Genomic DNA, 19,075 nt, shown 5'->3' on the forward strand with positions numbered 1-19,075 from the left:
GCGATCACGATCAACCGAAACGGGTGATCACGATCATTCGGAATCCATGATCACGATCCGCCGAAATGCGTGATCACGTTCGCCGGAATACGCACGTCCGACCGCTCAACTTCTGGCGGACGTGACGGAGTTCATGACACTTTCGCCCGGCGATATCCTGATGTTGGGTGCCTGTGCATGCATGCCATACGTGCGCAAGGGTCAACGCTTTGAGGTGAGTGCCAAGGGGATCGGCGAACTGCAGGGGGCGATTGTATGAAGAGCGCACGTGTTGCTTACGGCGGAGCCATCCACTGTGCTACGCCGCATGAGAAGGGCTTGAAGCTCACCGATGGCCGCGTGGTCAGCTAGGATGCCGTCGTATGGTTGACGCCGTTAGAGGTGGGTACGGTCGTCGCACTCGGCCTGAACTATGCCGATCACGTCAAGGAGCTTTCGAAGGAACTGACGGTGACGTCAAAGGACGAGCCACAGGTGTTCATGAAGGGGCCTGGCACCTTGGTTGGTCATAACGCACAGACGCGGCGACCGCGAGATGCCACCTTCATGCACTACGAGCGAACTGGCAGCAGTCATCGGCAAGCCGGCCAAAGGCGTGAAGGTAAGCGAGGCGATGGCGTATGTAGCTAGCTACACGGTATGCAACGACTGTGCGATCCGCGACTACTTGGAGAACTGGTATCGCCCGAATTTTGCGGGTCAAGAATCGCGATACCTGCACGGTGCTCTGACCGTGGTTCGTGGATGCCGCCGATGTGCCGGACCCGCATGTGCTGCAAATGCGTACGTTGGTCAACGGTGAGGTGGCGCAGCGCGGTACAACCGCCGACATGATCAATGATATCCCGGCGTTGATCGAGCACCTCAGCAGTTTCATGACACTACTTCCACGGGACGTGATTCTGACGGGCACGCCGGACGGTGTCGTTAACGTTAATGAGGGTGACGAGGTAGTGTGCGAGATCGATTGTATCGGTTCCCTGCGCGGCACTATCGTCGGCGACTCAGCGTTTGGTCGATAAGGAATTTCATTGTGCGGATCCAACATCTGATCGACGGCAAGGCCGTCGAGAGCAACCAATACTTCGAGACAGTTAACCCGGCGACGCAGGAGGTGTTGGCTGTGGTCGCCGCGGGTCGGCAGGCAGGCAGAGATACAGGCGGGGGGTGGACAACCTAGATGTGATCATGGTGGTACAGAGAGTCGACGGGGTGTGTTTCGTACCAGCTGATCTTTCGGCCGCTATGGGCTACCTCGGGCAGCCAGATCACCCCGAGGTCCAGCGAGCCATCCTCGACGGGATTGGCGCAGTGCGTCGAGCAGGCAAGGCGTTCTGCCGCCTGACGGTAGAGCGTGTATTGGCAAAGCGCTACGTCGAAGGCGGTGCGTTGTTTGCGGCTGTTTGTGTGGACACTGCGCTTCTAGCCCGCGCGGCCCGGGAACTGGCCGCTTACTTCGACAAGCATGAATCATCCGGAGAGGTTAAAACCTCGTCGGTGTACTAATAACATTCACTATTTTTTCCAATCCCATGATTAAACTGAAGGATGCAGATCTGCTGAAGACAGAATGTCTGCTAGATGGAAAATGGACCGGCGCGGAGAGCGGTGCGCATATTGAAGTCATCAATCCGGCAACCGGTGAATTGGTCGCGACCGTTCCAAGCATGGGCGAGGCCGAAACGCGTCGAGCGATAGCGGGTGCTGAGCAAGCGCTGCATGCATGGCGAGCTCGAACTGCTGAGTCGCGCGCAGAAGTGTTGCATGTCTGGTTCCGGTTGATGATGGAAAACCAGGAAGACCTGGCTATTCTGATGACTTCCGAACAGGGCAAGCCTCTGGCCGAGTCACGCGGCGAAATCGCGTACGCCGCATCATATATCCAGTGGTTTTCTGAAGAGGCTCGCCGTGTATACGGGGCTACAATCCCTTCGCCCTGGCCCGACAAGCGCATAGTCGTCACCAAGGAGCCTGTGGGGGTTTGCGCCGCAATTACGCCGTGGAATTTCCCAGCGGCGATGATCACGCGGAAGGTGGCGCCGGCTCTCGCCGCGGGTTGTACCATCATCGTCAAGCCAGCTCAGCAAACGCCACTGTCAGCGCTCGCCATGGCGGAACTTGCAGTTCGTGCGGGTGTTCCCGCTGGCGTATTTAGCGTGTTGAGCGGCAGTTCACGTGTAATCGGTGGTGTGCTGACGGCTAGCCCCATTGTTCGCAAGTTGACCTTCACAGGCTCGACGGAAGTCGGGCGGCAGTTGGCCGCCCAATGCGCGCCAACACTGAAGAAGATGTCGCTGGAACTCGGTGGCAACGCCCCCTTCATTGTGTTCGAGGATGCAGACCTGGATGCGGCCGTAGAGGGCGCAATGATTTCAAAGTACCGCAACACCGGACAGACTTGTATCTGCGCGAATCGGATGCTGGTTCACGACAGCGTCCATGATGCCTTCGTCTCGAAGCTCCATGCCACGGTTCGGGCGCTTCGCGTGGGTGACGGGATGGAGCCGGGTGTTGCACAAGGACCGATGATCGATGCTGACGCGCTTCGCAAGGTCCAGGAACTGGTTGACGATGCTACCCGCCGCGGCGCACGTGTGATCACTGGCGGCAAAGTTCATGCCTTGGGCGGTACCTTTTACGAGCCAACTATTATTACGGATGTGCTGCCGGAGATGCGTATTGCAAAGGAAGAGATTTTCGGTCCAGTGGCGCCTGTATTTCGGTTCCATACAGAAGACGAAGCCATTCGCATGGCGAACGACACAGAGTTCGGATTGGCTGCGTATTTCTACACCGAAAGCGCGCGCCGTACGTGGCGTGTTTCAACGGCCCTCGAATATGGCATGGTCGGAATCAATAGCGGCCTGATCAGTACGGCAGCTGCGCCGTTTGGTGGTGTCAAGCAATCTGGTATGGGGCGCGAGGGTTCCTACCTTGGTATCGAGGAGTATCTCGAAACTAAGTATTTATGCATGGCTGTCTAAGAAAATTATCGGATTATTTTAAGCAATTATTTAAATCGAGATTTTAAATATTCTGGATATGTCAAGAGTAGTAGTATTTTATTTCCGCACGGCACACGATGTGCCGGCGGTCTGGCCGGAATGGTAAGTTATTCGAATGCGAAAATGCACGCCGCAGGCGAGTTCTGCCGCAAAGTTCAGTGGGGAGAGTTTCGCCGGCACGACATTCAGAATATTAATATTGGATTTTCGCGCGTCAAGCGGCTCGATATGTTTACACGCATCTAGCGTAATGGAGGGGAATAATGGAATCAACGACGACTGGGTCACGAAATATTTCTGATGCTCCCCCGGAAAATTCTGCGTCGACGCCAGAGGGAACAGAGCAATCACCATACCGTTGGGTTATTCTCTTAGTTGTCTGGATGTCTTTTCTGTTGAGTTGCGTTAGTAGAGCTGCTTGGAGCACCGTGTCAGCACCAGTCGGACATTCTCTCGGAATATCAGTTGCAATGCTGGGTGCCTTTGTGACCGCGTTTTATGTTGGATATGTCGTTGCGAATGTTGGGGGTGGCTTTCTGACCGATGTGATCGGAGGCCGACGCACCCTGACGTACACATTGATTCTTCTCGGAATATCGACGTTTGCATTCGGGTATGCGAATGATTTGAGAACTGGGTTCGCAATTCAGACGATCATGGGGCTGGCTGCGGGAGCTGACTACCCCACGGGCGTCAAAATAATAACGTCGTGGTTCGGAAAGGATCGTGGCCGTGCTCTCGGCCTCTACACGACAGCCACGTCTTTCGCCGTCGTCATAGCTAACGCAACGATTCCGTTGTTGTCGAATGCATTCGGGTGGCAGAACGCATTCAGGGCCCTTGGGCTTTGCACTTTTGGTTGGGCTTTCGTCTCGAGCCGTGCACTGAGAGACGCTCCGACAAAGGCAGCCTTTGCCCACATTACCACGGACGAAATCAGAGCGTTGGTCAAGAACAGGAATCTGGTGCTGCTCGCATTGGCCGGTCTTGGCGCACTCTGGGCGACTGTAGGTTTCACTGCGTGGGGAAATGCGCTGATGATCAAACAGTATGAAATCGATCCGGTAACGGCAGGCCGGATCTTTGTGCTGTTCGGTGTAGGCGCTGTTCTGACGAAACCGTTGCTGGGTTGGCTATCAGATCTGTTTGATGGCGCAACAAAGCTCCTTGGAGTGCTCTCGCTGGCTTGTTTCGCCGGGATGCTTCTCGTGTTCAGCCGTTGTTCGACCGCGCAGGAATTCTATATCGCGGCCCCGTTTCTCGGAGCGGTTGCCTTCGGTTACACGCCGGTGCTCGTAGCGCAGGTCACGCAGACTTCAGGGGCGAAGGCAGCTGGTCTGGCGGCAGGATTGACAACTGCGGTCTGGCAATTGGGCAGTGCGATGGCGCCGCTTGTCGTCGGAGCAGTATATGCGCGATCACACTCCTTCTCGTATCCGCTGCTGACGCTTGCAGCAGGGCCAGTGCTTGGGGCATTGATATTGATTTTTACCCGTCGTCGCTCCAGTAACGTTGCTGCCGTTTCTGCATAGATGATTGGCTCTTTCCCTGGGAGAGTTCTAACCCGATCGGGTCCAGAGGGGAGTTGGAATTAATGTTGATGGGCGGGTTATAAAATTAAAAATGTGTCATTTTTTAAGGTCGATGTAAGGTCCGTGGCTGAAGATAACGAGATTGTTCGCCGGTGGTGATATCGATTTGAGCTGTGATATCGTCAGAGTCGGTCGCGATATGTCGAGAATAATCAAGAAAAGTGGATCTAATGATGAATGCCGGGAACTTGAAAATTGGCACTCGGATGGGGTTGGCAGCTCTGCTATTCCTTTCCGTTTATGCCCTCTGCACATGGTTTGGGATATCGGGATTGAGACTAGTAAGTGTTGAAAATAGTTCGATTATAAATGACGGGTACCGGGGCGCGGCTTATTCTTACGAAATAATTGATATAGTAAACCGTAATGCAAGAAGTATGCGGAATACGCTTATTTTTGATGATCCTTTGAGTTTTGAGAGGGAGAAGGTTGGGATATTAAAAAATAATAGCGAGAACGACGATAATTGTTCAAGGCTGAAGGTCTCTATAAATTCGGCGCGCGGTAAGGATTTGCTTCGGATCGTTCTGGAGACCAGGGATTTGTATGGGGTTTCGCAAAATGAGTTCATGGAACTCGTTGCTTCTGGAAGGAAGGCCGAGGCCAAAGAGTTACTGCTGAACAAATTGAGCACGGATCAGCGAAACTATTTTGATGCACTCAGGGAGCTGATCAGGTATCAGACAGAGCGCGTTCGAGTGAGCGGCGAGCGCGCTGAAAACGTCTTTCAGACTACACGGGCGAAATTGCTGGGCCTCGCAGTTTTGTCGGTTGTGCTGGGCATAGGTGTGTCAGCGTGGCTCAGCTTTTCCATCATCCTTCCCCTGAGGCAGGCTGTGAAGATTGCCGGCACAGTGGCTAGCGGAGATTTGAGCAGCCGGATAGAAGTAAAAACAAGAGATGAGACCGGCCTTCTTTTGAAATCTCTCAAAGAGATGAATGACAGTTTGGTCAGGGTCGTCTCGGAAGTGCGATCCGGTGCCGATACGATTGCTACTTCGACAAGCCAGATTTCCGCGGGCAATCAAGACCTTTCAGTTCGTACTGCTGAACAGGCTGCTTCGTTGGAGCAAACTGCTGCGAGCATGACCGAGCTGACCGAGACAGTCAGGCAAAACGCTGAGAATGCGAGGCAAGCAAACTCGCTGGCTGTCAGTGCTTGCGAGTTGGCTGGCACGGGGCGCCGTGACGTCGATGTCATGGTGGAGACGATCAATCAGATCAACGCCGATTCCGCACGAGTGGCGGAGATCACCGGCATGATCGAAGGAATTGCCTTTCAGACCAATATTCTGGCGCTCAACGCTGCGGTGGAGGCAGCCCGTGCGGGTGAACAGGGACGCGGTTTTGCGGTGGTCGCTGGGGAGGTTCGGTCGCTTGCGCAGCGTGCTTCTGCGGCAGCCAAGGAAATCAAGGACCTGATCGAGGTATCCACGCAGAAGGTTAGCCAAGGTACGCGTCGGGCTGGCGAGGTCAGCATTGCTATGGATCATATTCATCAGGCAGTCTCGCGAGTCTCTGATGTTGTCGCCGAAATCTCAGCTGCTTCTCTGGAGCAGACACAGGGCATCGAACAGGTGCATCAAGCGATCGACCAGATCGATGAAGTGACCCAGCAGAACGCCGCACTGGTGGAGGAATCGGCAGCAGCAGCACAGTCGATGCAGGAGCAGGCCGGCAAGATGAAGGAAGAGGTCATGTTTTTCAAGCTCGGAGTTGAATCAGGCGAATCTCAACAATTCTCAGTTGCTCAGGCTGCGCCGATATGAATGGCAGCGCTGGGGCGCGGCGACGACCCGGCTGGGTAATCCGTAAGCGGTCATTGGGCGATACCCTCTCGTCGCGAGACCTAATCACGGCGGCGAACTTTCCATGTTGTACGAACGTGGACACGCTTATATGAACGAACAAGCGGAGAGAAACAGGGCCGGCTGGTCACGGATCGTAAGCGAGATGGCAGCGCAAATACGACGAACTCGCTAAGCTTGAGGTGATCGAGGGATGCTTGAAACCTGGTGTCACGATAGCTGGAACGACCGTGGACCATGGGTCAATCCGAACCTTACGCTGACGTGGATTACTTAGCTCGCAATGGCGTCCTGAGAGCCGATCGCGTCCTACTCGTCAACATTGCCGAACCCGCTCCAGACGACCTTGGTAGCCTTGTGGAAGCGATGCCGCTTTGCGGCGTCGTCCTCATTCCAGCGAAGAAATACGATCAGGCCTTCCAAACTGGTCATGATGAGTGCGCCGCGCAATTCGCATTCTTCTGCCGAGAGCGCAGGATTGATCTCTTCGACAAGCTTTGCAAAGAGGCGCGTGAACTGTTGCTGTATGTCGACGGCAATATCGCGCGCGAACGGCTCATGCAGTCCGAGTCCCCAGCATTCCAGGACGGATGCGGGAAGGCCGGGTTTGGCAAATTCTACGAAAGCATCGTCAATGATCGCTTCGAGCCGTGCCTGGGGAGAGCGCCTCTTATTTTCGGCGAAGCCTCGAAAGCGTTCGAAATAGCGTTTGGCGATCTCCTCGAGCGTTGCGCGCAGCAGCGCTTCCCGATTCGAAAAATAGTGCTGTAACGTACTCAGGCGAATGCCCGCATCGTTGGCTACGCGATTGATCGTATACCCCGCATATCCTTCTGCGATCAGGACGTTGATCGAGACGTCGATGATCTCGGGTACGCGACTTTTCCGATTGCCACGCCGTCTTGCGGGCTCGTCTGCCAGTGGATCGAAGATCGCAGCAGAAGGAAGGGTCATTTTTCTCACATGGTCTCCGTACCGGCGCGATGAGCATCTTCTCTTCCGCCGCAATCAAGGTTTGCCCTCAGGTCGTGAGCGTTGGCTCGCGATCCTAGTCCCGCAAGCATCCATCTTGCCAGTTCGCCGCCTTTCGACCAGTGCACTGCTGGCCTCTGTGCGACGTTATCCGGGAAGTAGTGCCAGAAAGCAGGCTAAATAACCTATTATAAATATAGGTTGCGCTGCCGTGAGGGCAAGGGTGTATCTAAATTTATCATAAAAAACAATGTAATAGACGGTTAATCGTTTACCCTCGTCTAGCATGTGCGATCTTGCTTTATAGGTTGATTAACCTATAATTTGCGTGTGAGGAGATCAACCGACAGTGCGTTGTTCCCGCGATGCACAGGCGGCATGTCGGAAGCGTGTGCGATGAGGGGAATGGGAAATGAACTCCGGCAATAGGTCCTTGCGTTCGCTGGTTATCAAGTGGTTCGGGTCAGCGTCTGTGGCCCCGATCTGCGTGACGGAGTTCAGTCGAACTCGAACCGACCGAACGCGCTATGTGCGCATCGGAATAGCTCGGCCGCAGGGCTGGTTCGCAATTGTTTTCTTTCGGCACGATGACGGCTCATGGAATGTGTTTCCGCCAAATGTGAGGGGGCAGGCGCTTGGTGCGTACCGGCATGCCGCATGAGAGGCATGGTGAGATCGCGTTCGCGTTCTACAGGGGAACGTAATGAATGTTTTCGAGTTGGCAAGGGATGCGGGAATGCTGGTCGTGCTGGACGGCAGAATCGGTCGCACGGAGTATCGATGTGTCCACGGAACCCTGGACGCATTGGAGCGGTTTGCTCAAGCGCTGGAAATTGCGGTGATGAACGAACGGCTCGAAGCGGCTGCCCTTGATCGCGCCTCGAGCGGGTCCAGTGATGCTCGCTCAGAATTGTCGAACTGAGCATCTGACCACGCGCCGCAGTTCGCTTGTAGGTATCGAGCTGCACCTGGCGTTCGAGTCGGGCTGTGAGCGTTGGCCGAGAACTTTAAGGAATCGCCTGACTGCCATGCTCGCCCTGTGTGCCCAGAATCGAGTTCGGACCGAGGCCCAGACACACTTCCTACGCTTCCTCGACAGATCGCCGATTCTTCGGCGTTCGTGCGCCTTGACCGCCGTAGTGCGCCTGACGCGAAGATTAGATTGAGTCGGAATGTCCGCAACGTGGACATTGCGTACGAAGGAGGGGGGCGCCGCGTTCGCCGCCGTAGCATGAGCAGGAGCCACATTCTCGCATTCTTGTGCAGAGCCGGCTTTCCTTTGCAACGTAGCAGAGCAGAGCAACCATGAATACATCAAATACTTCTCAAAGCGAGATTATCGATCTCCCTCCGCTTCCCGCGACCCTCAATCCGTTTCCAGAATATGCCAAGCTGGCGGAGCGAGGTCCCGTGGTCCGGGTCAGGACGCCTGTTGGAACGGAGGTCTACCTGATCACGCGCTGGGCGGAGGCGATCGAGGTTCTCTCCAATCCCCTGATTGCAAAAGGTTCAGACCATATTCAGGCAGCCCTCGCCGCGCAAGGCCGCAGTGGGCCGGGCGCAGGGACCCCGATCGCCGGCTCTCAGGCTGGAAACCTTCTCAATACCGATCCACCCGATCACACGCGTCTGCGATCCTTGGTGATGCTCGCGTTCACGCCCCGGCGCCTCGAACAACTGCGGGCTACGGTGGAGCAACTGGTAGATCGTCTGATCGACCAGATGCGTGAAGGTCCCGAGGCAGATTTGATCGCGGATTTTGCTTACCCCATCGGTATCACGACGATCTGCACCATGCTCGGCGTACCGGAAGGCGACAGGTCCAATTTCCGGCAATGGGCCGAGTGGGCGATGACGCCTGGCCATAAAGAGCAGGACCATTGTATGGAACTGCTGCGAAACTATCTTGCGACTCTCATCGAATCCAAGCGTGAGGTACTGGCAGACGGCGCTGTTCCCGATGAGCAGCCTGACCTGCTAAGTGCCATGATTGCCGCGCGCAATGCTTCGAACGCGCTGACAATTGAGGAACTTCAAAGCATGTCGTATTTGCTTCTCATCGCTGGTCACGAAACCACGGTGGGACTGATCGGCAATGCGCTGTTGCACCTTATGCTGAATCCGGATCAGCAGCGGCTACTGGTCGAAGATCCTACGCTGATTAAAAACACCATCGAGGAGACGCTGCGTTACGACGGTTCAGTGCCATACACGACATTCCGGGCGACCACGGCAGATGTGAAAATTGGAGATACGGTGATTCCGGGCGGCAGTTTTGTACAGGTCGTGCTGCCTGCCCTCAACCGTGATCCTGAGAAGTTTGAAGATCCGGGCATCTTCGATATCCGCCGCAAAATCAAGCAGCACATGGCTTTCGGGCATGGCGTCCATTTTTGTCTTGGCTCTCACCTTGCTCGCCTGGAAGCGCAAACTGCGGTGGGGCGGCTCATGCAGGCATTTCCCAACGTCGAACTCAGCTGCGACCCAGCGGACATTCCTTGGCTTGGCACGGTGATCCGCGGTGCGCGATCGCTCCCGGTTCGCATCAACGGACAAGAATATAAGGAGTCCTGATAATGTATCGCGGATTCAATGTCAGTGCGGGGCGCCGCGACGTAGCTACGGAATGGTACGCTGTCGAGGACCCTGCCGTCCTCACGCCAATAGCAGAAGCGCCGATAACCACGCCGCAAGCGCTCGACGATGCCGTTGCCTCGGCTGCAGCCGCTCTCGGCAGTTGGGCGTCGGACCTCACGGCCCGTCGCAATGCTCTGAAGCGGTGCGCTGCGTTGCTGGCTGCCAATCTTGAGGAATTTGCCATCCTGCTCAGTCGGGAGCAGGGAAAGCCGCTGCTGGCGGCGACACGAGAACTTCTGTCTGCCAAAGGTTACCTGGAATATTTCGCCGAGAAGAGTGCGCATCAGGAGATCATCCGGTCTGATCCAGGCCGAACGGTTGTGGCAGTGAGTGCCCCGGTTGGGGTCGTGGGGATTATCGTGCCCTGGAATTTCCCTATTGTGCTTCTGATGATGAAGCTCGGCCCCGCACTGTGGGCAGGGAACACCGTGGTGGTCAAGCCAGCACCAACGACGCCGCTGACGACCTTGGCCATCGCAAACCTGTTTGCCGATTGCCTGCCGCCGGGGGTGCTGAACACGGTGACGGGTGGCACGGATGTTGGTGCGTCCCTGGTGAGTCATGCTGGCGTGGCGAAGATATCGTTCACCGGATCGACGCCGACCGGAAAGAAGATTATGGCCAGCGCCGCACAAACCCTGAAACGACTGACGCTCGAGTTGGGCGGCAACGACGCAGCCATCGTCCTTGCGGACGCGGATATCGACGCGTCCGTACCCTTGCTGTTTGAACGATCGTTCATGAACGCTGGCCAAGTGTGCTGCGCGGTTAAGCGCTTGTTCGTGCATCGATCGCTATACGAGCCGCTGGTGGAGAAGATGGCGTCGATCGCAAAGACATGGCGTGTCGGTCCTGGATTGACCGATGGCGTGCAGATGGGGCCTCTACATAATCGCCAACAGTTCGACCATGTGAAAGCGCTCTTGGACGATGCCGTTGCGACGGGCGGTCGGATTGTCACAGGGGGGACGAAGCCGGACGAATGGGCGGGTCACTTCCTGCGACCGGCAATCGTCGTGGATGTTTCGGACAGCAGTCGACTCGTGCGCGAGGAGCAGTTTGGACCGGCGCTGCCCATACTGACTTTCGACGATGAAGACGAGGCAGTCTCCCGGGCGAATGCCTCGGAGTTTGGTCTGGGCGGCTCAGTGTGGTCTACCAATATCGGACGTGCGACGGCATTGGTCCGCCGGCTGGAAGCGGTGAATCTGTTCGTGAATCAGCACGCAACTCCTCCCGATCCTGCGATTCCTTTCGGGGGAATGAAGTCGAGTGGCTTCGGGTACGAATTCGGTGAATGGGGTCTCGATGAATTCGTAGTGCGAAAAGTATTGCACAGCCAGACGGGAGGTTTGGCATGAGCAGGCTGATGAGGGCGGCTATTCTCGAAGGGGTAGGTCGACCCCTGCGCATTGCCGATGACGTGGAGATCGATGACCCGCGGGCCGGCGAAGTGTTGGTGAGAATCACGCATTGCGGGGTCTGCAACACGGATCTGGCGCTCGCCGACGGCAAGGTGGGCTACCCCGTGCCAGCGGTGCTGGGTCACGAAGCAGCGGGCACGGTCGCGGCACTTGGTGCGGGGGTAACTGATCTCGCTTTCGGTCAACGGGTCGTGGTCTCCATGCGACCGGCATGCGGAACTTGTTACTTCTGTGTGCGCAATCAGCCTGTTTTGTGTGTCGCGGCCGAGAGCCCTTCCCGTACGGCGGGACCCGCCGGCCACGATGTGCGCGTTCGGCATCGAGGGACACCGGTGGCTCGGGGACTTCGCCTGGGGGCGTTCGCGGAGTACGTGCTTGTGGAGCGCAGTGGTGTCGTTCCGGTCCCTGACTCCATTTCGTTGACGCACGCAGCGACGATGGGATGTGCAGTGCAAACCGGTATGGGATCGGTGGCAAACGTGGCCGCAGTGCCGGAAGGCGCCACCGCTGCCGTCGTGGGGCTCGGCGCGGTGGGGCTCTCGACGATTCAGGCGTTGCGAATTGCACGCGCAGGACTGGTGGTGGGTCTTGATTTCAATGCTGACCGACGCATTCACGCGCAGAGGCTTGGGGCGAACGCAACGTTCGACAACTCGGCCGCTGGATTTGAAGACCCCTGTCGGACGCTGACGGGGGGGATCGGTTTCGACTTCGTATTTGATGGGGTCTGTAGTCCTGACAGCTTGAATCTGTGTGCTTCCCTGGTGCGCAAGGGGGGGGTGATCGTCATGATCGGTGTCGCCAAGCCAGCGGAATCGGTGTCGATCGGAGCGCTGGACATGGTGTTGCGGCAATTGCAGGTCAAAGGGTCCTACCTTGGTAACTGTCATGCACAGCGAGACCTTCCGCGATATTTCGATCTGTGCTGCCATCGAGCGCTGGACCTGAGCAGCCTGGTCACGAACGTGAGGCCATTGGAAGAAGTTAATGAGGCTCTTCAGGATCTCCGCGATGGCGTTGGCATCCGGACGGTGCTGACAATCTGATTCAAAGCGGGGAAAATCTGATGACTCAACTCAAGATGCGAGTGGCCAGAAAAGAGCGGGAGGCAGACGGAATCTGCAGTCTCGAGCTCGAATCGATCGACGGCCAGGCGCTGCCGCCGTTTCGCGCTGGCGCACATATTGATTTCCATTTGCCGGGCGGCTTGATACGCCAATACTCGCTGTTTGGATCTCCTTTCGATCAGCGGCGTTATCGCATTGCCGTATTGTTGGACGCCAATTCTCGTGGTGGGTCCAAGGCGGTTCACGAGAGCGTCCATGCGGGAGATGAGGTGATCATCTCGTCGCCACGTAATCACTTTCCGCTTGTCCCGTCCGAGAAGTCGATTCTGATTGCGGGTGGCATCGGGATTACTCCAATGCTCTGCATGGCTGAGGAATTGAGCGTTGAGGGAAAGGCGTACGATCTGCATTACTGTGTTCGTACTGCAAATCGCGCAGCCTTTCTCGGTCGACTTGGCGCAGCTCCGTTCGTCGAAAACACTCACGTCCACTTCGACGACGCCTCCGGATCGCAGGGGCCACTTGATCTGGACGCTCTCCTTGCACACCCGAGGCAAGGTGTCCACCTCTACGTGTGCGGACCGAGCGGGCTTATCGATTCAGTTGTTGAAGGCGCGAAGCGCCACAACTGGCCTGACGATCACGTTCACTTTGAGCATTTCGCTCCGCCGCCATCGTCTCAGAAACAGGGGGGGCATGGCTTCGAAGTGCGCATCGCAAGCACGGGTCAGACTTTTCTCATCCTGCCAGAGGAGTCTGTTGCACAGGTCCTGGCCAGAAATGGCATTGATATCCCGGTTTCTTGTGAGCAAGGCGTGTGCGGAACTTGTGTCACAAGAGTCATTGAAGGTGAGCCCGACCATCGAGATCTCTTTTTGACAGAGGCCGAGCAGGCGGCCAATGATTGTTTCACGGCATGTTGTTCTCGTGCTCGCGGACCCCTGCTCGTTTTAGATCTCTAGTGCGTTCGTTCGCGCCGGTCAGCTCGATCTGTCCGCACCCCGAACATGTACGTGTGATTCGTTCGGAAAGAAAAATGATAGACGTATTCTTGGTTCTATCGCCATCGTCAATTTGATGACAACAAGACTCGGTCGGCTACCGAGCGCGTTGTCCGACAGATCAGTGCACTAGGCGTAATAGCCATTGATACCGCCGAAGGCATAACTGACGGCGTAACGGTGGCACGGATTATCACCTGGGCAGGGGATATCGTGCGGATCGAGTGCGTTGGCGACAACGCGAGGGTCTCGAGCGATCGCTTGCCTAATTGACCATGACAACATCAAGGAGAGATAGGCCATGGGCCAGACCATCCAGATCGGCTGCGCAGACGGCAGTTTCAGCGGATACCTTGCCACCCCGGCTGCAGGGAGGGGGCCTGGGATTGTGCTGTGCCAAGAGATTTTTGGTGTCAATGCCAATATGCGCAAGGTCGCGGATTACTACGCCGAAGAAGGTTATACCGTGCTGGTGCCTGATCTGTTCTGGCGCCTCTCGCCCGGCATCGAATTGGAAGACCATGGTGAAGATTTCCAGCGCGCTTTGGGGCTGTGCCAGCAGTTTGACGAGGCCAAGGGTGTGCAGGACGTCGGCGCAGCACTGACGACGCTGCGGCAACGTCCGGAATGTGTCGGCCACACTGGTGTGCTGGGTTTCTGCTTGGGAGGCAAACTGGCTTACTTGGCAGCATGCAGGCTCGAAGGCGTCGCGTGCGCGGTTGGCTACTATGGCGTGGGTATCGAGCATGCATTGAGCGAGGCTGCCAATCTCAAGGGCCGGCTGGTGCTGCATATCGCCCAGAATGATGGTTTCTGTCCGCCGGACGCGCAGGCGGCCATCGTGGAGAGCCTGGGTGGCAAGGAGAACGTCGAACTGCACGTTTACCAAGGGGTTGATCACGCCTTCGCCCGTGCCGATGGTGCGCACTTCGACAAGTCTGCGGCCCTGATCGCGCACCAGCGCTCGATTGCAGCACTGCGTGGAGAGATGGGTCCGCATTACGATCTTTCGGCGCTTTGGGACAAGCACTGCGAGCACGAATTCTTTACTCGCGACGTGGATGCCACCATGGCCACCATGGTCTCCGAGCCGTACGTCAATCACATCCCGACCATGACCGGCGGCGTGGGCTATCGGCAGTTGAAGCGCTTTTATCAGCATCACTTCGTGCACGGCAATCCGCCCGACATCAGCATGATCCCGATCTCGCGCACGATCGGCGCGAGCCAGGTGGTTGACGAGAGCCTGCTCTGCTTTACCCATACCACTGAAATCGACTGGATGCTGCCCGGCGTGAAGCCGACCGGCAGGCGAGTGGAAATCCCGCTTGTTGGCATCATCAAGTTCCGCGGTGACAAGCTATACCACGAGCACATCTATTGGGACCAGGCCAGCGTGCTGGTGCAGATCGGTCTGCTCGATCCCGAGGGTTTGCCGGTGGCCGGAGTGGAGACGGGGCGCAAGCTGCTGGATGAGTCGCTGCCTTCGAACACGCTGATGGCGCGCTGGAAAGAAAGCGAAGGGAAGTAGGCTGACTGGCATCTCCGCCAGAGCGGGGATGCCGAGATTCACCAAGAAAGAGGAACCATCATGAAAGGACTGCAGGACAAGGTCGCCATCATCACCGGGGGCGCGACACTTATTGGTGCCGGTGTGGCCCGCGCGTTCGTCGCGGCAGGCGCGAGCGTGGCGATCCTCGACATCGACGTGGTCGGCGGGGAGCGCGTGGCCGCCGAGTTGGGAGAGAAGGCAATCTTCATCGCCACGGATATTACCAAGGACGATCAAGTCAGCGCAGCGGTCGCCAAGGTTGTGAGTCGTTTCGGAGGCGTGGACTTTTTGGTGAACCTGGCCTGCACGTATTTGGACGACGGCTTCAAGTCTCCCCGCGCTGATTGGCAGACTGCCCTCGACGTCAACGTGGTGTCCGGAATCATGTTGGCCCAGAAGGTTCATCCAGAGATGAAGGCGCGTGGGGGCGGTGCAATTGTCAACTTTACGAGTATCTCGGCAAAGGTTGCCCAGACGGGGCGTTGGCTCTATCCGGTTTCCAAGGCGGCAATTTTGCAGCTGACGCGCAGTATGGCGATGGACCTCGCGCCAGACCGCATTCGTGTGAACGCGGTGTCCCCGGGCTGGATCTGGTGCAGGTTGATGGACGAAATGAGCGGTGGCAATCGAGCGGGTATCGACGAACTCGCCACACCGTTCCATCTGTTGGGACGGGTTGGTGATCCGGACGAAGTTGCGCAGGTGGTGCTGTTTCTGTGCTCCGACAATGCCAGTTTCGTCACCGGCGCCGACTACGCCGTGGACGGGGGGTATTCGGCGATGGGCCCCGAACAGAATGTCCCGCCATACGGCAAGCAGGCCGGCTAAAAATTAACGATATCCTCCAGGAGATATATCATGAGTCAACGTATCGCCATCGTTGGAGCCGGGCAGTCCGGGCTGCAAATGGCCCTCGCTCTGCAGTCCAAGGGCTACCAAGTGACCTTGGTCACCAACCGCACACCCGATCAGATCCGCGCTGGCAAGGTTATGTCCAGTCAGGGCATGCTTCACAGTGCACTGCAGATCGAGCGCGATCTTGGGCTGAATATGTGGGACGACACGTGCCCGCCTGTGCAGGGTGTAAGCCTGACGGTGTTGCAGCCGGGGAAGCCCGGCGAGAAGATGCTTGAGTGGATGGCTTCTCTGGAGCACCCGGGCCAGTCTACGGACCAGCGCGTGAAGATGCCGATCTGGATGGAGACCTTCGTCCAGCGCGGGGGCGATCTGCGCATCGTCGACGCAGGTTTGGAGGAGCTAGAGGATCTGGCGCAACACCACGATCTTGTGCTGCTGGCTGCCGGTAAGGGCGAGATCGTCAACCGTTTCGAGCGCGACGTCGCAAACAGCCCGTTCGATGTGCCGCAACGTGCGTTGGCACTGGCCTACGTGACCGGTATGACGCCGCGTACGCCGTTCTCACGCATTGGCTTCAATGTGATTCCTGGCGTGGGCGAGTACTTCAGCTTCCCGGCACTGACGTTGTCCGGCTTATGCGACATCATGGTTTTCGAAGGTGTGCCGGGCGGCCCGATGGATCGCTGGGCAGAGGCCCGCACGCCGGAGCAACATCTGGCCGAATGCCTGCGTGTCGTGCGTACTTATCTGCCGTGGGAAGCCGAGCGATGCGAGCAGGTCGAGCTGACCGACGAAAACGGCATTCTCTCTGGGCGCTTCGCACCGACCGTGCGGAAGCCGGTCATGACCCTGCCGTCGGGACGACATGTGTTCGGAATGGCAGATGCGGTGGTGGTCAACGACCCTCTTACGGGGCAGGGCTCCAACAACGCTTCCAAGTGCTGCAAGGTCTATCTCGACGCGATTCTTGATCATGGCGATCGACCGTTCGACGCGGAATGGATGGAAGCCACCTTTGCCCGCTATTGGGAATACGCGCGTCACGTTGTCACCTGGACCAATTCGATGTTGGCGCCTCCGCCCCCGCATATTCTTAAACTGTTCGGCGCGGCCAGCGAGTCGCCGGCGTTGGCGGCACGCATCGCTAATGGCTTCGACAACCCGCCGAGCTTCTTCCCTTGGTGGACGGAGGCGCAAGCGTGCGAACAGATGATCGAGCAATACGTTGGACAGGCAGCCTGACATGAATGAATTACCGCAAATCGCCCCTGAGCCGCAAGCGCTGCGCCGGGTGTGCGGACGCTACGCAACTGGCGTGGCGGTGATCGGAGCCTGCGGACCTGAGGGGCGGTTGGTCGGCATGACGGTCAATTCGTTTGCTTCGCTTTCGTTGACGCCGCCGCTGATCCTGTGGAGCCTCGCATTGCATTCGCCGAACGCTGCACTGTTCGCGCCGGGGGAACGCTTCGGTGTGAGCATCTTGCGAGCTGGGCACGGCGAGCTAGCTCGGCACTTCGCAAGATCGTCACCCGATAAGTTCACTGGCGTTCCGCATCAGCGTTGCGAGCGAGGCGTTCCCTATCTTGAAGAGGCGCTGGCACAACTGGCTTGTCGGGTAGAGCGCGCCGATCCGGTCGGAGATCATCTGCTGATCGTCGGTGAGGTCGAGAGGGTGGCTGTGTGTGAAGGTGAACCATTGGTGTTCTACGGCGGCGACTTTGTCAGCCTGGCGGCTTGATCAAGAAGCGCAGGAATTTCGCAGAAGGACCACCCGTGAACTCGCACGCTCGTGCGAGTTCCGGCTTCCCTCTATCGAATGTTGCCTCGACCGTCGAGTCCTGTTTTTACAGATGCTTTAGGGTCGGCCCTGCCAGGGGTGTCGTCTCGTTCCGGCGAGCGCCGGCATGTGCTCGTGATGTACGTTTGTAGCATGAGGAGACACGATCTGTCCGGAGTCCGAACATGCATGCAACTTCTGAGCGTGGTGCGAAACACCCAGCATACGCTTGATTGTCACTCTATTCACGCTTTCAAATCCAAGCTCGAAGCAATCATATGAACAAGATTCTGGAAGACAAAGTTGTCGTAGTCACGGGCGCAGGCCAAGGTATCGGCCGTGCCATCGCAAAGCAGGCCGCCGCCGCCGGTGCCCGCGTTGTCGTCGCGGATATTGCCGTCGCTAAACTCGACGACGGCAGCACTCGATCGGTCGCGGAGAGCGTCGTTGAAGAGATCGTCGCACTCGGTGGAAAGGCCGTCGCTTCCACGGAGGATATCTCGGAATCCGCGGCGGCAAGTCGAATCGTTGAACAGGCGGTCGACACGTACGGGCGAATCGATTGCGTTGTCAATAACGCCGGCATTCTGCGGGACCGCATGTTTTTCAACATGGATGACGCGGAATGGGATGCAGTCGTCAAGGTCCATCTGTACGGGTACTACAACGTATCACGTGCGGCCGCACCGCATTTCAAGGAGCAGAACTCCGGCAGCTATGTCCACTTTAGCTCGTCATCCGGAATTATCGGAAACGTTGGGCAAGCCAACTATGCCGCCGCCAAGATGGGGGTGGTCGGACTTTCCACCAGCATCGCGTTGGACATGGCCCGGTTCAACGTGCGGTCGAATGTGATCGCCCCATGGGCCTGGAGCCAATTGCTCGAGAGTGTTCCGATTCGCACTCCAGAGCAGGGTGAGCGGATGCGCAAGATGAAAGAGACCATGAGAGCCGAACAGATTGCCCCGCTTTGCGTGTTTCTCGCGAGCGATCTGTCTTCGTCTATCTCGGGGCAAATCTTCGGGGCCCGTGGCAACGAAGTCTATTTGTTTAGCCAGCCGAGAATCGTTCGATCCGTGCAAAGATCCGACGGATGGGATGCCGAGAGTCTTGCCGCCACGATGCTCCCGTCTTTCAAGAATGACTTCTTGCCTGTCCAAACGCATCGCGACGTCGTCGGCTGGGATCCGATCTAAAGGCCGAAAATGCTCAATCTGGAACAAATCAGGAATCTCCCGGACACAGAGATTTCGCTCGACTACACCGAAAAGGACGTCGTCCTATATGCCCTAAGGAAACGCTGATTTATTCGGCTCGGCGGTCATCGCAGACGTAGCCGAGGACGTTTAGAAGACAGCTCACGGAACGGACCCACGACGATG

16 protein-coding genes and 2 pseudogenes are annotated in these 19,075 nt (G+C 57.2%); 16 read left to right on the plus strand and 2 right to left on the minus strand.

Features of this window, described 5'->3' with window-relative positions; genetic code table 11:
- Nucleotides 1-109: 109 nt before the first annotated feature.
- The 4 genes and pseudogenes from DFS13_RS38710 to DFS13_RS38725 all read left to right on the plus strand — a co-directional run.
- Nucleotides 110-259: pseudogene (locus tag DFS13_RS38710) on the plus strand (fumarylacetoacetate hydrolase family protein); the annotation flags it as partial.
- A pseudogene (locus DFS13_RS38715) lies at nt 256-1,022 on the plus strand (fumarylacetoacetate hydrolase family protein). The pseudogenes DFS13_RS38710 and DFS13_RS38715, both read left to right, overlap by 4 nt.
- A gap of 145 nt (nt 1,023-1,167) precedes the next feature.
- The gene (locus DFS13_RS38720) at nt 1,168-1,506 is read left to right on the plus strand and encodes an aldolase/citrate lyase family protein (protein ID WP_241308746.1); all 339 of its coding nucleotides are present in this window, start codon (nt 1,168-1,170) and stop codon (nt 1,504-1,506) included.
- Between the two features lie 26 nt (nt 1,507-1,532).
- Nucleotides 1,533-2,984, plus strand: coding sequence for an NAD-dependent succinate-semialdehyde dehydrogenase (locus tag DFS13_RS38725; RefSeq protein ID WP_111442865.1), 1,452 nt, complete (start codon nt 1,533-1,535; stop codon nt 2,982-2,984).
- 78 nt (nt 2,985-3,062) lie between these two features.
- On the opposite strand, the gene DFS13_RS40560 is transcribed toward DFS13_RS38725, so the two are convergent.
- Nucleotides 3,063-3,359 carry a hypothetical protein gene (locus DFS13_RS40560; RefSeq protein WP_166677953.1) on the minus strand — a complete coding sequence of 99 codons (297 nt, stop codon included), beginning with the start codon at nt 3,357-3,359 and terminating at the stop codon, nt 3,063-3,065.
- Here DFS13_RS40560 and DFS13_RS38730 point away from each other — a divergent pair.
- Together DFS13_RS38730 and DFS13_RS38735 are read left to right on the plus strand one after the other, a co-directional pair.
- Nucleotides 3,269-4,537: a nitrate/nitrite transporter gene (locus tag DFS13_RS38730; protein WP_111442866.1), complete on the plus strand. Its 1,269-nt coding sequence runs from the start codon at nt 3,269-3,271 to the stop codon at nt 4,535-4,537. The genes DFS13_RS40560 and DFS13_RS38730 overlap by 91 nt on opposite strands.
- A gap of 233 nt (nt 4,538-4,770) precedes the next feature.
- A complete protein-coding gene (locus DFS13_RS38735; RefSeq protein ID WP_166677955.1) occupies nt 4,771-6,366 on the plus strand; it encodes a methyl-accepting chemotaxis protein in 1,596 nt (531 codons plus the stop codon).
- 348 nt (nt 6,367-6,714) lie between these two features.
- Here DFS13_RS38735 and DFS13_RS38740 read toward each other — a convergent pair whose 3' ends face one another.
- Nucleotides 6,715-7,359, minus strand: a complete 645-nt coding sequence (locus DFS13_RS38740; protein ID WP_230948488.1) for a TetR/AcrR family transcriptional regulator — start codon at nt 7,357-7,359, stop codon at nt 6,715-6,717.
- A 721-nt stretch (nt 7,360-8,080) separates the two neighbouring features.
- Between DFS13_RS38740 and DFS13_RS38750 the strand changes: the two genes are divergently transcribed.
- From DFS13_RS38750 to DFS13_RS38795, 10 genes are all read left to right on the plus strand, one after another.
- Nucleotides 8,081-8,299 carry a hypothetical protein gene (locus DFS13_RS38750; protein WP_111442869.1) on the plus strand — a complete coding sequence of 73 codons (219 nt, stop codon included), beginning with the start codon at nt 8,081-8,083 and terminating at the stop codon, nt 8,297-8,299.
- Between the two features lie 383 nt (nt 8,300-8,682).
- Nucleotides 8,683-9,951, plus strand: a complete 1,269-nt coding sequence (locus DFS13_RS38755; protein WP_063808307.1) for a cytochrome P450 — start codon at nt 8,683-8,685, stop codon at nt 9,949-9,951.
- 2 nt (nt 9,952-9,953) lie between these two features.
- Nucleotides 9,954-11,375 (plus strand): aldehyde dehydrogenase family protein, encoded by a 1,422-nt coding sequence (locus tag DFS13_RS38760; protein WP_111442870.1) that lies wholly within the window; start codon nt 9,954-9,956, stop codon nt 11,373-11,375.
- Nucleotides 11,372-12,484 carry an alcohol dehydrogenase catalytic domain-containing protein gene (locus tag DFS13_RS38765; protein WP_059623653.1) on the plus strand — a complete coding sequence of 371 codons (1,113 nt, stop codon included), beginning with the start codon at nt 11,372-11,374 and terminating at the stop codon, nt 12,482-12,484. Before DFS13_RS38760 ends, DFS13_RS38765 begins: the two co-directional genes overlap by 4 nt.
- Nucleotides 12,485-12,504: 20 nt before the next feature.
- A complete protein-coding gene (locus DFS13_RS38770; RefSeq protein ID WP_111442871.1) occupies nt 12,505-13,467 on the plus strand; it encodes a PDR/VanB family oxidoreductase in 963 nt (320 codons plus the stop codon).
- Between the two features lie 340 nt (nt 13,468-13,807).
- Nucleotides 13,808-15,037: a dienelactone hydrolase family protein gene (locus DFS13_RS38775; protein WP_059623655.1), complete on the plus strand. Its 1,230-nt coding sequence runs from the start codon at nt 13,808-13,810 to the stop codon at nt 15,035-15,037.
- Between the two features lie 60 nt (nt 15,038-15,097).
- Nucleotides 15,098-15,886: an SDR family oxidoreductase gene (locus tag DFS13_RS38780; protein WP_059623657.1), complete on the plus strand. Its 789-nt coding sequence runs from the start codon at nt 15,098-15,100 to the stop codon at nt 15,884-15,886.
- A 30-nt stretch (nt 15,887-15,916) separates the two neighbouring features.
- Nucleotides 15,917-17,158: a styrene monooxygenase/indole monooxygenase family protein gene (locus DFS13_RS38785; RefSeq protein ID WP_059623659.1), complete on the plus strand. Its 1,242-nt coding sequence runs from the start codon at nt 15,917-15,919 to the stop codon at nt 17,156-17,158.
- Between the two features lies 1 nt (nt 17,159).
- Nucleotides 17,160-17,654 carry a flavin reductase family protein gene (locus DFS13_RS38790; protein ID WP_081057362.1) on the plus strand — a complete coding sequence of 165 codons (495 nt, stop codon included), beginning with the start codon at nt 17,160-17,162 and terminating at the stop codon, nt 17,652-17,654.
- A 317-nt stretch (nt 17,655-17,971) separates the two neighbouring features.
- Complete coding sequence (locus DFS13_RS38795; RefSeq protein ID WP_059623661.1) at nt 17,972-18,889, plus strand: SDR family oxidoreductase; 918 nt, start codon at nt 17,972-17,974, stop codon at nt 18,887-18,889.
- Nucleotides 18,890-19,075 lie beyond the last annotated feature (186 nt).

The sequence above is a fragment of the Burkholderia sp. 28_3 genome, assembly GCF_003253915.1.
Taxonomy (GTDB): domain Bacteria; phylum Pseudomonadota; class Gammaproteobacteria; order Burkholderiales; family Burkholderiaceae; genus Burkholderia; species Burkholderia cenocepacia.

Coding starts and splice junctions, on each gene's coding strand:
- DFS13_RS38725 (WP_111442865.1), top strand. CDS start 1,533: ATGATTAAACTGAAGGATGCAGATCTGCTGAAGACAGAATGTCTGCTA.
- DFS13_RS38730 (WP_111442866.1), top strand. CDS start 3,269: ATGGAATCAACGACGACTGGGTCACGAAATATTTCTGATGCTCCCCCG.
- DFS13_RS40560 (WP_166677953.1), bottom strand. CDS start 3,359: ATGGTGATTGCTCTGTTCCCTCTGGCGTCGACGCAGAATTTTCCGGGG.
- DFS13_RS38735 (WP_166677955.1), top strand. CDS start 4,771: ATGAATGCCGGGAACTTGAAAATTGGCACTCGGATGGGGTTGGCAGCT.
- DFS13_RS38740 (WP_230948488.1), bottom strand. CDS start 7,359: ATGACCCTTCCTTCTGCTGCGATCTTCGATCCACTGGCAGACGAGCCC.
- DFS13_RS38750 (WP_111442869.1), top strand. CDS start 8,081: ATGAATGTTTTCGAGTTGGCAAGGGATGCGGGAATGCTGGTCGTGCTG.
- DFS13_RS38755 (WP_063808307.1), top strand. CDS start 8,683: ATGAATACATCAAATACTTCTCAAAGCGAGATTATCGATCTCCCTCCG.
- DFS13_RS38760 (WP_111442870.1), top strand. CDS start 9,954: ATGTATCGCGGATTCAATGTCAGTGCGGGGCGCCGCGACGTAGCTACG.
- DFS13_RS38765 (WP_059623653.1), top strand. CDS start 11,372: ATGAGCAGGCTGATGAGGGCGGCTATTCTCGAAGGGGTAGGTCGACCC.
- DFS13_RS38770 (WP_111442871.1), top strand. CDS start 12,505: ATGACTCAACTCAAGATGCGAGTGGCCAGAAAAGAGCGGGAGGCAGAC.
- DFS13_RS38775 (WP_059623655.1), top strand. CDS start 13,808: ATGGGCCAGACCATCCAGATCGGCTGCGCAGACGGCAGTTTCAGCGGA.
- DFS13_RS38780 (WP_059623657.1), top strand. CDS start 15,098: ATGAAAGGACTGCAGGACAAGGTCGCCATCATCACCGGGGGCGCGACA.
- DFS13_RS38785 (WP_059623659.1), top strand. CDS start 15,917: ATGAGTCAACGTATCGCCATCGTTGGAGCCGGGCAGTCCGGGCTGCAA.
- DFS13_RS38790 (WP_081057362.1), top strand. CDS start 17,160: ATGAATGAATTACCGCAAATCGCCCCTGAGCCGCAAGCGCTGCGCCGG.
- DFS13_RS38795 (WP_059623661.1), top strand. CDS start 17,972: ATGAACAAGATTCTGGAAGACAAAGTTGTCGTAGTCACGGGCGCAGGC.